This is a genomic window from Actinomadura rugatobispora (genome assembly GCF_042656285.1).
Classification (GTDB): Bacteria; Actinomycetota; Actinomycetes; order Streptosporangiales; family Streptosporangiaceae; genus Spirillospora; species Spirillospora rugatobispora.
In genome coordinates, this window is the sequence record NZ_JBHSON010000005.1 from 36352 (window position 1) to 48376 (window position 12025).

The 12025-nt window shown below is 70.4% G+C and carries 8 protein-coding genes; 1 reads left to right on the forward strand and 7 read right to left on the reverse strand.

Translation table 11 applies throughout. The annotated features are described in order from the left end of the window. Positions 1-136: 136 nt before the first annotated feature. The 7 genes from gyrB to ACFPZN_RS04860 form a co-directional block, all read right to left on the reverse strand. On the reverse strand, positions 137-2095 hold the full coding sequence (gene gyrB, locus ACFPZN_RS04830; protein WP_378280519.1) for a DNA topoisomerase (ATP-hydrolyzing) subunit B: 1959 nt from the start codon (positions 2093-2095) through the stop codon (positions 137-139). A gap of 709 nt (positions 2096-2804) precedes the next feature. Further along, the gene (locus ACFPZN_RS04835) at positions 2805-3410 is read right to left on the reverse strand and encodes a DciA family protein (RefSeq protein WP_378280521.1); all 606 of its coding nucleotides are present in this window, start codon (positions 3408-3410) and stop codon (positions 2805-2807) included. Beyond that, complete coding sequence (recF, locus tag ACFPZN_RS04840; protein WP_378280523.1) at positions 3407-4531, reverse strand: DNA replication/repair protein RecF; 1125 nt, start codon at positions 4529-4531, stop codon at positions 3407-3409. The genes ACFPZN_RS04835 and recF overlap by 4 nt, the downstream gene beginning before the upstream one ends. A 56-nt stretch (positions 4532-4587) precedes the next feature. Further along, positions 4588-5508, reverse strand: a complete 921-nt coding sequence (gene gnd, locus ACFPZN_RS04845) for a phosphogluconate dehydrogenase (NAD(+)-dependent, decarboxylating) (RefSeq protein ID WP_378280526.1) — start codon at positions 5506-5508, stop codon at positions 4588-4590. A 325-nt stretch (positions 5509-5833) separates the two neighbouring features. Beyond that, a complete protein-coding gene (gene dnaN / locus ACFPZN_RS04850; RefSeq protein WP_378280528.1) occupies positions 5834-6964 on the reverse strand; it encodes a DNA polymerase III subunit beta in 1131 nt (376 codons plus the stop codon). A 604-nt stretch (positions 6965-7568) separates the two neighbouring features. Then, positions 7569-9590 (reverse strand): chromosomal replication initiator protein DnaA, encoded by a 2022-nt coding sequence (gene dnaA / locus ACFPZN_RS04855; protein WP_378280530.1) that lies wholly within the window; start codon positions 9588-9590, stop codon positions 7569-7571. A gap of 566 nt (positions 9591-10156) precedes the next feature. Next, positions 10157-10444 carry a hypothetical protein gene (locus ACFPZN_RS04860; protein WP_378280532.1) on the reverse strand — a complete coding sequence of 96 codons (288 nt, stop codon included), beginning with the start codon at positions 10442-10444 and terminating at the stop codon, positions 10157-10159. 1428 nt (positions 10445-11872) lie between these two features. On the opposite strand from ACFPZN_RS04860, the gene rpmH reads away from it, so the two are divergent. Continuing rightward, positions 11873-12010: a 50S ribosomal protein L34 gene (gene rpmH, locus ACFPZN_RS04865; RefSeq protein WP_378280534.1), complete on the forward strand. Its 138-nt coding sequence runs from the start codon at positions 11873-11875 to the stop codon at positions 12008-12010. Positions 12011-12025 lie beyond the last annotated feature (15 nt).

Genomic DNA, 12025 nt, shown 5'->3' on the forward strand with positions numbered 1-12025 from the left:
GCTCCCGGACGCTCCGCCGCCGTTGACCCGCCGTCGCCCGCCGTACCGCGCCGCCTTCGCCGGGAGCGGTGCCCGGACGGCACCACGGGAAGGCGCGGGACGGCCGGCGGCCCGGACGGCGCCGGGGCGCCCATGCTCAGATGTCCAGGAAGCGGACGTCCTTCGCGTTCCGCTGGATGAACTCGCGGCGCGGCTCGACCTCTTCGCCCATGAGCACGCTGAACAGCTCGTCGGCCTGGGCCGCGTCGTCCAGCGTGACCTGCAGCAGGACCCGGTTGTCGGGGTCCATGGTGGTGTCCCACAGCTCGTTGGCGTTCATCTCGCCCAGGCCCTTGAAGCGCTGCACGAGGTCGCGGGGGCGCGGGTCGCGCTTGCCGGCGGCGACACCCGCCTCGATGATCGCGTCGCGCTCCCGGTCGGAGTAGGCGTAGTCGGCGTCCTGGCCCCGGGCATCCCACTTGATCTTGTAGAGCGGGGGCTGGGACAGGTAGACGTGGCCCGCCTCGATCAGCGGCTTCATGAACCGGAACAGGAGGGTCAGCAGCAGCGTGTTGATGTGGTGGCCGTCCACGTCGGCGTCCGACATCAGGATGATCTTGTGGTAGCGGAGCTTGGAGATGTCGAACTCGTCGTGCACCCCGGTGCCCAGCGCGGTGATGATCGCCTGCACCTCGTTGTTCTTGAGGATGCGGTCGATCCGCGCCTTCTCCACGTTGAGGATCTTGCCCCGGATCGGCAGGATCGCCTGGTAGTGCGGGTCGCGGCCGCCCTTGGCCGAGCCGCCCGCCGAGTCGCCCTCCACGATGTACAGCTCGGTCCTGGACGGGTCGGTGGACTGGCAGTCCGACAGCTTGCCGGGCAGCGAGGTCGACTCCAGCAGGCTCTTGCGGCGGGTCAGGTCGCGCGCCTGCCGCGCCGCGATCCGGGCCCGCGCCGCCTGCGTGGCCTTGTTGATGATCTCCTTGGCCTCGCCCGGGTTCCGCTCGAACCAGTCGCGCAGATGCTCGTGGCACGCCTTCTGCACGAACGACTTGGCCTCGGTGTTGCCCAGCTTGGTCTTGGTCTGCCCCTCGAACTGCGGGTCGGCCAGCTTGATCGAGATGATCGCGGTCAGGCCCTCGCGGACGTCCTCACCGGTGAGGTTGTCGTCCTTGCCCTCCTTGAGGAGCTTCTGCTCCTTGGCGTACCGGTTGACGATGCTGGTCAGCGCCGCCCGGAAGCCCTCCTCGTGGGTGCCGCCCTCGGCCGTGTTGATCGTGTTGGCGAAGGTGTGCACCGACTCGGCGTAGGAGGAGTTCCACTGCATGGCGATCTCCACCGACATGCCCTCGGTGTCGTCGCCGAAGTAGACGACCGAGTCGTGGACCGCGTCCCTCTTGCTGTTGATGTAGCGGACGAAGTCCTCGATGCCGCCCTCGTAGTGGTAGCGGACCTCGCGCGGCTCGCCGGGCTCGCCCGGCTCGCCGTCGGCGTGCTCGGGCCGCTCGTCGCGCAGCGTGATCGACAGCCCGCGGTTGAGGAACGCGTACTCCTGCATGCGGCGCGAGAGCGTCTCGAAGTTCCACTCGAGGGTCTCGAAGATGGCGCCGTCGGGCCAGAAGGAGATCGTGGTGCCGGTCTCGTCGGTCGGCTCGCCCTTCTCCAGCGGCGCCACGGGGCCCTGCCAGGTGTAGGACTGGCGCCAGAAGTGGCCGTCCGTCCTGACCTCGGCGTCCAACCGGGTCGACAGCGCGTTGACCACCGCCGAGCCCACGCCGTGCAGGCCGCCGGAGACCGCGTACGACTTGCCGTCGAACTTGCCGCCCGCGTGCAGCGTGGTCAGTACCAACTCGATGGCGGGCCGCTTCTCGACCGGGTGCTCGCCCACCGGGATGCCGCGGCCGTTGTCGCGCACGCGCACGCCGCCGTCGGCCAGCAGCGTCACCACGATCTCGTCGGCATAGCCGGCGAGCGCCTCGTCGACCGAGTTGTCGACGATCTCATAGACGAGGTGGTGCAGGCCTCTTTCCCCGGTCGAGCCGATGTACATGCCCGGGCGCTTGCGCACCGCCTCGAGACCTTCAAGGACAGTGATCGAACTAGCGTCGTACGCCAAAGGAGATCCTCCTGCCGGGGATGCTCGTCACCCGCGCCCGTTCCCGTCGGGAGAACGCGGTGTGCCCCGTAACACACGTAAGGGCGCCCTCATGCTCTGGTCAGTCGGCCAGAGACCCGGGCGACCCATTGGCGGCGCAGCATCCTGAACCCGCTCTCATTCTACCGGCTCGCGAGGCAAAAAGTGGCACTGACGGGCCCTGTATGCGCGTGTGGCGGGCGAGTGGGCGAGGAGATGCATCCCCCCATAGGCCCCGGGGGGTTCTCTGGCCTACGGCGCGCTCGCAGCGAAATTCATCTACCGCCACACCGAACAGATGTTCCCACCCGTGCGATCGCCGCCCGCGACGGGCCGGTCACGTTCCGCACGTGGTCCATGTCTTCTCTTGTGGTGGTCTTGCTCGCGGATCGGAGCCTGCCACACGCCACTGACAGTTCGTGGCCGCCGCCTCGCGCTCCGGCCACCCCCGCGGCCTGCGGCGACACGATCTCCGAACGCCCTCCGGACGGCCTCCTGACCGGTTCCCGGACGGCCTCGCGGCCGGTTGCCGGACGGCGCCGGCGCTTCCCGGACGGCGGCGGCGATCAGCCCCCGGGCGGCGGAGCGACGACGATCAACAGCGGAGCGGCGTCGATCAACGGACGGGCGGCGGGCGATCAGGGCACGGTGAGTGAGCGACGGACTACGGATGATCAGGGCGCGGAGGGGGTCAGCGGACGCGCCAGCCGCCCGTGCGGCGCGGACCCGAGGACGGGCCGACCACCTTCACCCTGCGCACCGTCCCGTGCCCGAGCTCCTCGTTCAGCCGCCGCACCAGCGTGGACGACAGCAGCCGCAGCTGGGTGGCCCAGGTGGTGGAGTCGGCCACCACGGTGAGCTCGCCGTCCTCGAACCGGTCGGGACGGGTGTGCTCGGCCAGTTCGGGGCCCACGATGCCAGGCCAGTTGCCGAAGACGCCGCCGACGGCCGCGCGCTGCTCCCACCCCCGGGAGGCCAGCAGGTCTCTTATGGCCGCGCCGAACGCCTTGGGATCGCCCCCACGGCCAGGCTCCCGAACAACCGAAGGGCGAACGCTCTTACGCTTGCCCCCCTGCCCCGGGATAGAGCCGCGCTTACGGGCGTCTGCCTTGGCCTGGGCCAGAGCCTCGCGCGCCAGTTCGATCCCCGACTTGGCCGGGGCGGCCTCCGCAGCGCCCTGGCCGGAGGCTGATGCGGCGTGCGTCTCGCCAGACCCGGATGTGCCCGTCCCAGGGGGGACGTCGGAGGCATTCACGGGATCGGGGGAGTTATGCACATCCTGTGGACGATCGCTCACCGGGCCACCTCCCCGTCCGAAACGGTGTACGAGACACCGGTCAGCTCCTCCGGCACGTCCGCCGGGACCGCGGCGGTGATCAGGACCTGCTCCGCCGGCGCCACCATCTCCGCCAGGCGGCTGCGCCGGCCCGTGTCCAACTCCGCGAACACGTCGTCGAGGATCAGCACGGGGTCGTCCCCGTCGTCCCGCAGCAGGTCGAAGGCCCCCAGCCGCAGCCCGAGCGCGAACGACCACGACTCGCCGTGGCTGGCGTAACCGCGCGCGGGCAGCTCCCCCAGCCGCAGGACGAGCTCGTCCCGGTGCGGGCCGATCAGGCTCACCCCGCGCTCCAGTTCCTGCCGCCGCGCACCGGCCACGCCCGCCAGCAACTGCTCGGCGAGTTTTGCACGGTCTGTGGACAACTCCGCCTCGTCGCCCAGGGAACTCTTGTAGATGAGGTCGGCGGCGTCACTTCCGGGGGCCAGCGCCGCATACGCGCGGACCACCAGGGGACGCAGCGCGCTCACCAAGTCCAGCCTGGCCGCCAGCAGCTCCGCTCCCGTACGGGCGAGGTGCGAATCCCACACGTCGAGGGTCGCCAGCACCTCCTGGCCGGGGGCGCGCCTGTGCGCGGCGGCCGACTTGAGGAGCGCGTTGCGCTGCTTGAGAACGCGGTCGTAGTCGGAGCGGACGCCCGCGAACCTGGGCGCGCGCGCCGTCAGCAGCTCGTCCATGAAACGACGGCGCTCCCCAGGGTCGCCCTTCACCAGGGCCAGATCCTCTGGGGCGAACAGCACCGTGCGCAGCAACCCCAGGATCTCCCTGGGCCTGGGGACGGGAGAGCGGTTCAGGCGCGCCCGGTTGGCCTTGCCCGGGTTGATCTCCAACTCGATCAGGGCCTTGCGGTCGTCCTTCACCAGCCCGGCCCGCACGATCGCCCGCGGGGCCCCGTGCCGTACCAGCGGGGCGTCCGTGGCGGCGCGATGGCTGCCGTGCGAGGCCACGTACCCGATGGCCTCCACCAGGTTGGTCTTGCCCTGGCCGTTGGGCCCCACGAACGCGGTGACCCCCGGCTCGAGCGCGACCTCTGCGGTGGCGTACGAGCGGAAGTCCTGGAGCGACAGGTGGGCGACGTGCACGAGACACGAGCGTAGAGCCTTCCGGCCACTGCTACCCCACCATGCCGCTCACACCTCTACAGCTGGGGCGGCTCGACGTCCGCGCCGGGGGAGTCGGCCCCCTTGGCGGACTCCACGGCATGACCGCCGAACTGGTTGCGGAGGGCCGCCACGACCTTCATCGCGGGGGAGTCGTCCTGGCGCGAGGCGAACCGCGCGTAGAGCGAGGCGGTGATGGCGGGCAGCGGCACCGCGTGGTCCACGGCCGCCTTGACGGTCCAGCGGCCCTCACCGGAGTCGTTGGCGTATCCGCGGAGCTCGTCCAGGTGGGGATCGTCGGCCAGCGCCCGGTTCATCAGGTCCAGCAGCCACGACCGGATGACGGTGCCCTGCTCCCAGCTGAGGAAGGTCTCGGCCACGTTCGTCACCACGTCGCTGGCCTCGATCAGCTCCCAGCCCTCGCCGAAGGCCTGCATCATCGCGTACTCGATGCCGTTGTGGACCATCTTCACGAAGTGGCCCGCGCCGATCTTCCCCGCGTGCACGAAGCCGAACTCGCCCTCGGGCTTGAGCGTCTCGAAGATCGGCATCACCCGCTTCACGTGCTCCTCGTCGCCGCCGACCATGAGCGCGTAGCCGTTCTCCAGGCCCCACACCCCGCCGCTGACGCCGCAGTCGAGGAAGCCGATGCCCTTGGCCGCGAGCTCGTCACCGTGCTTCTGGTCGTCCACATAGTGGGAGTTGCCGCCGTCGACCACGATGTCCCCAGGTTCGAGGATTTCCCCAAGCCTGTGGACAGTGTCGTGGGTCGGGGCTCCGGCGGGCACCATCACCCACACCGCGCGGGGGGCGGGCAACCGCTCGATCAGCTCATCGAGCGAGGCGACGTCGCTGATCTCGGGATCGCGGTCGTACCCCACGATCGTGTGGCCGCCCCTGCGCAGGCGCTCGGCCATGTTGGCGCCCATCTTGCCCAGGCCGATGATCCCCAGCTCCATGCTCACTCCTGTACGTAGCGTCCTTGCCGTACGTGTCGTGCGTGCCCTACATCGTCCCTGCACAGGGCGGCCGACCCCCATGCGGGTACAGAGACCCCGCGTGCGGGCCCAGGGGCGGGCCGCCGCGCCGTACACGCGCGGTGCGTCCGGCCCTGGCTCCATGCCGTCCGCGACCGCCGCGCATAGGCGTACCCGGAAACCGGCGTCTACGCGTGGCGCGTCCACAGGCTGTGCGCTCGTGCGCCGCGCGCCGGTCGTCCACACACCTGTGCATGACGCAGCCCGAGCCGCAACGGTTTCAGGCGGCCGCCGTTCGGGGATCGGCTCAACCGGACAACCGCACCGGCATGATCAGGTAGCGGTAGTTGGGGTTCTCACCGTCCTGCGGCGGCTTGCCGGTCAGCACCGCGGGCTTGGTCGGCGTCGTGAACGACAGCCTGGCCACGTCCGAGCCGATCGCAGCCAGCCCGTCGAGCAGGAAGCCGGGGTTGAACGCGATCTCGATGTCCTCGCCCTCCAGCGTCGCCTCCAGCGCCTCGACGGCCTGAGCCTCATCCCCGGTGCCCGCCTCCAGGACGACCTCTCCCTGGCTGAACGAGAGCCGCACAGGGGTGTTCCGCTCGGCGACCAGGGACACCCGCTTGACCGCCTCGATGAACTGCGACGTCTGGATCTCGGCCAGCCCCGCGTACTCGCTCGGCAGCAGCGACCGGTACTTGACGAAGTCGCCGTCCAGCAGCCGGGACGTGGTGCGGCGGCCGCCGCCCTCGAACCCGATCATGCCCTCGCCGGCGCCGCTCCCCGTGCCGCCCAGCGCGATCGACACCTCCGCGCCCGCGGTCAGCGACTTGGCCGTGTCGGCGAGCGTCTTGGCCGGCACCAGGGCCACCGCGGAGAAGTCGGGGCGGTCCGGCTTCCAGTGCATCTCCCGCACCGCCAGCCGGTACCGGTCGGTGGCGGCCAGCGTGACCGTCTCACCCTCGATCTCCACCCGCACGCCCGTGAGCATGGGGATGGTGTCGTCCTTGCCCGCCGCGACCGCGACCTGGTTGACCGCCGCGGCGAACTCGTCGCTGCCCACCGACCCGGCCGCCGGAGGCATCTCCGGCAGCGTCGGGTAGTCCTCCACAGGCATGGTGAGGAGTGTGAACTTCGCGCTGCCGCAGCGGAGCATCACCTTCGCCCCGTCCGTCGTCACCTCCACAGGGTGCGGAGGGAGGCTGCGCGAGATCTCGGCCAGCAGCCGCCCCGACACCAGGGCGCTGCCCGGCTCCTCCACATCGATGTCCGTGGACACCTGGGCGGACACCTCGTAGTCGAACGCCGACAGCTTCAGCCGGTCGGTCACCTCCAGGTGCATGCCCGCCAGCACGGCGACCGGCGGACGCACCGGGAGCGTCCGGGCCGTCCACGCCACGGCGTCGGCGAGGGCGTCTCTGTCGATGCGGAACTTCATGGGGACCCGCCTCCTGAAGGTTTCGGTACGAGGGTGAGGTGGAACTGATCAATCGGCACGCCCGGGACACGGGATCCCCAGGCCCTGAGTTGAGTTGATTCTCTTCTTGGGTAGAAACAAGGTGCAGTACTCGTCATAGGGGCCGTGGATAGTGTGGATGACGGGTGTCCTCGCAGGTGACAGCCCAGTTTCTTTCCACCGGCCGTGTGTACTGGCCGTGGACGCGCCGCCGCCGCCTGAGGACGGCGAAACCGTCCCCACACGCGATCCTCATGTCATCCCCCGGTTGTCCACGAGTTCTCCGCAGGTTTTCCCGCCGGCCGCCGGGCCGCCCGCATCGGACGCCATCGGGACGGGCCGTCCGGACGCCCCGTCCCCAGCACGTCCCCAGGTGTTCCCCAGGCTGTCCACGGAGTCGTCCCCATGATGCCGGTCGGGTCCCCCGCCCGGTCCCCAACCCGTCCACAAACCATCCACGATCTATCCTCAGGTTCTCCCCTGGCTTTTCCACGCGGATCCCCAGTGTTTTCCCCAACCTGTGGGTAGCGTCGGACGCCGTCCGCCGGGGCGGCCGGCAGGAGAGTCGCGCGGGTGGACCGAACGGTCAGCGTTTGCGGGCCTGGTGCTTGATCCGCCCGGTGAGCTCGGTCACCTGGTTGTAGATCGCACGGCGCTCGGCCATCAGGGACCGGATCTTGCGCTCGGCGTGCATCACCGTGGTGTGGTCGCGGCCGCCGAACTGCTGCCCGATCTTCGGCAGCGACAGGTCGGTCAGCTCCCGGCACAGGTACATCGCGATCTGCCGGGCGGTCACCAGCATCCGGGACCGCGACGGGCCGCACAGGTCCTCGATCGTGGTGCCGAAGTACTCCACCGTCTGCGCCATGATCATCGCCGCGGTGATCTCCGGGCCGGTGTCGTTGGGGATCAGGTCCTTCAGGACGATCTCCGCCAGCTTCATGTCGACCGACTGCCGGTTGAGGCTGGCGAACGCCGTCACCCGGATCAGCGCGCCCTCCAGCTCGCGGATGTTCGTCGCGATCTGCGAGGCGATGAACTCCAGCACGTCCGGCGGCGCCGCCAGACCCTCCTGCCGCGCCTTCTTCTGCAGGATCGCGATCCGGGTCTCCAGCTCGGGCGGCTGCACGTCGGTGGTCAACCCCCACTCGAACCGGTTGCGCAGACGATCCTCCAGCGTCACCAGTTCTTTGGGCGGCCGATCACTGGAGATAACGATCTGCTTGCTCGCGTTGTGCAGGGTGTTGAAGGTGTGGAAGAACTCCTCCTGCGTCTGTTCCTTGCCTTCGAGGAACTGGATGTCGTCGACGAGGAGGATGTCCACGTCCCGATACCGCCTGCGGAAGCCGTCGGCCTTTCCGTCGCGGATCGAGTTGATGAAGTCGTTGGTGAACTCCTCGGAGCTCACGTACCGCACCCGCGCCCCGTTGAAGAGGCTCTGCGCGTAATGCCCGATGGCGTGCAGGAGGTGGGTCTTGCCCAGCCCCGAGTCGCCGTAGATGAACAAGGGGTTGTACGCCTTGGCCGGTTGCTCGGCCACCGCGACGGCCGCCGCGTGCGCGAACCGGTTCGACGACCCGATGACGAACGTCTCGAACGTGTACTTCGGGTTGAGCCGCGCGTGCTCCGCGCCGGGGGCGGGACCGTTGCCCGTATGCGGGTGCCCGCCGCGCGTCTCGGGCACGGCGGAAGGCTCCTCGTCGCGGAAGGCCCCTTCTCCCCTGTCGTCTCCTCCTCTATAAGGAGACTCGTCGCCGCGGTAGGAGTCGGTCGGCTGATAGGACTCGCCGGCAGGGGCCGAGGCGAAGGAGTCCTCGGTACGGCCGCGCGGCTGCTCGCCCTGGCCTTCGCCGCCCCGGGGCTGGGGAGGCCCGCCGCGTCCTGGACGCGGGGCGCCGAGCGTGCGGTCGTTCAGATGAGAAGGCGCGTGCCCCTGGGGCGAACCGCCGTGACGTCCGCGCGATTCGCCCGCGGGCCCGTAACCCTCAGGCTCGTAGTTCTCTGACCCAGGGGGACGCCCCGGATAGCCGCGCCCGTCGAAGGGCCCCGGACGACCACCCGGCCCCCCGAAGGCGGGAGGACGGGACGTCGATGGGAAACCGCCGCCGGGGTCGCCCTCACGCGGGGGCCAGCCGCGGTCCTCGTCCGGAAGGGGATATCCACCGGGAGCGCCGGGGCTGTGGATAGAACCTGACGACGGACGCCCTCCATACCCCTGCTCGGGATAGGGACGGTCACGGTAAGAGCGGTCCTCATAGGAGGGACGGTCATCGAACGACCGGTCGTCGTAATAGGGGTCGGGGGGACGTTCATGATGGCCCTGGCCCGGCTCGCCGCCGGCCGCCCCGGGAGGCTCCGGCTGGACGGTCACCGCGACGCGGATCTCCCGGCCCAGCTCGTGCGACAACGCCTGCGTGATGAGGTTGCGCAGCCGCGTTTCCAGTGCGTCCTTGGCGAATTCGTTGGGCGCGGCCAGCAGCGCGGTGCCCTCCACAAGGGCCAGCGGACGCACGAGCGGCAGCCAGGCGCGGTAGCTCGGAGGCAGCTCTCCCTCGGACAGGGCGGTCAGAGTGCGGGTCCAGACCGACGCGAGATCCTGACCGTCCATGCGCAAGGTCCCCTCCCCAACACTCCGTGCCCGGAGCACCTGACTGCCCAGCTTCCCCACGTACGCGGCCCGTCTCCAGGAGCTCACCGACGCCGCGGAAGACTTACTCTCTCACGAGTTGTCCACAGAGTTGTCCACACGCTGTGTATGAGCACCGGAGCCCGTGTGGAAAAGTCTGTGGGTCGACGATGAGGCGGTACGGCACAGGCTCGGGATGACGTTCAGGGGGCGAGTACCCGCCGCGGAAACGGAACGGTTCGGTTCGAGGCGGGACTTCGGGAGGATGTCGGGGCCGACGCGGACGCCGCAAGCGTCGATCGGCTCGCCCGGAAGACAGTAGCGCCCGCCGCCGCGCACTCGCAACACGGGTCACGAGGGTCATCCGCCTCACGTGGCCATCACCACATTCGCTCCGTACTCACCCGTACACAGCCGCAAGATGCTCTCCACCCCCGCCCCAAGCCCCACAGAGCCCAAACGTTCAACCGCCCAACCCAGCCGCGCAGGGACGTAGCTGGCCGCCGACTCCAGCCGAGTGGCCGGTCCATGCGAACGGGCCCAGCCGATCACGGCACAAACGGCGGAGCACCCGAGACGTCAGAGGTGGTCTGGAGCAGGACGTCGTCGACGTGGGCGCGCAGCGCCTCCATGCCGGCCTCGATCGCCCGGTCCGTGTCGGCCATGTCGCGGTAGAGCAGGGCCAGCCGTTGCAGGCACGCGGCCCTGGACGGATCGCCGGGGCGGACCGCCGACAGCTCCCGTGAGCGTTCCAGGCGCGCGATGCCCGCGCCGAGATCCTGGCCGGCGCGCTTGTCACCCCGGCCGCGCCGCGGGTCGTACCGCAGCAGGAGCACGGTGCCCAGCGCCCACTGGAGGCGGGCGCCCGGGAGCTCGCCGGGGCACGTGAGCCGGTCGTCCAGCGACAGTCCGAGGAGTTCGACGCCCCGGTCAAGCCGCGCGTCCGCGCCGGGGCCATCGCCGGAGACAAGGGCCAGCGCCGCGAGCGCGCACCAGGCCCGGACAGCTCGGCGGCGGGGGTGCCGACGATCTCAGATCCGGTCCCGCCTCGGCGAGCGCGGCCGCGGCGGTCTACGCCTCCTCGGCAGCGCATGGGCGTAAGCGAGTACGACCCTGGCGTGTGGGAGCCCACGCGGGCGAGCGGAGGCGGGCGAGGGCCAGCCGAGCGAGCGGGCGGTGCAGGGCATGGTCCAGGGCGAGCGGTTGCGGGCGGTGCAGGGCATGGTGGACGAGCACGGCGAGGCCGCATGGGTGGGCCCTGCCGAGCGCACAGCCAAGGCAGGCAACGCGGGCAAGGCCCAGGTAGGTGGGCACAGGTGGGCGGGGGGCGGGTTGAGCGGCCGAGCGGCCCAGAGGCGGGCGCAGTCGAGTGGGCGGCGCAGACGGATGGTTGCAAGCGAGCGTGGCCCAAGGTGCTTCGGCCAGCGGGTTCAGTCGAGCGAGCGGCCCAGGTAGGCGGGTGCGGGCGAGAAGTGGCAGGCGCCGCGCCACCGGGGCCGGGGATGCCGTTCCCGGCCGCCCGGCCCGGGCCGTAGCCCCCGCGGCCATCCACCAGGAGCGCAGCGGCTGGGCCGTCCGTGCCGGGCGGAGCCGCCCAGGCCCGCGCCCGCGGGCGCTGCCCCCGGCGACTCTGGCCGGGCGCGGTGGGCGTAGACGGGCGAGGCCACGGGCTTATGGGGTCGGTGAACCGCGGCACACAGGCACGTGCGGGCAGGGGTGTAGGTGGGCAGGCGCTGGCGGGCGAGCGGCATAGGCGAGCGGGATCCCTGGCGGGTGAGCGGCCAGGCAGGTAGAACGGGCCGACAGTGCAGGCGGATAGACGCAAGTGGGCAGGCGCATCGGAGGCCTCGAAAGTTGCCAAGTGGCCTGAAGCGCGTGGAGACAGGCCGAGGGAACAGGGGCCAGTGGGCTTGGCGACGCGTATGGCAGGCGGGTGTGGGGTCGCCGGCAACCTTGCGCGGGTGGTAGTGCTCGGTGAACACGGGCGTCCGCCCTGGGTGAACACCGGTGAAGTTCAAGGTCGCGAGGAACGCCGACGGCGCTCTCCGTTTGACCGGACGGCCCGGTTGCCCGTAACGTTCTGAGGTCGAGTCGCATCGATGGAGATGACGCGTGCCCGCCGTCTCGTTCCCTTTTCTCCCACTGTGGACGACGGGCGAGCACGGGTGGGCCCCCGCTGCGGGGGACCGGACGCGTTCCTCGATGCGAGACATCGCGCCTCAAGATCAGACCCGATCAGACCGACCGCAGCACTGGAGCCTCGAGTGAGCAAGCGTACTTTCCAGCCGAACAACCGTCGTCGCCACAAGAAGCACGGCTTCCGGCTGCGCATGCGCACCCGCGCCGGGCGCGCCATCATCTCCGCGCGGCGCGGCAAGGGCCGCTCGCGCATCGCGGTCTGACCGGCCTTCCTTCGC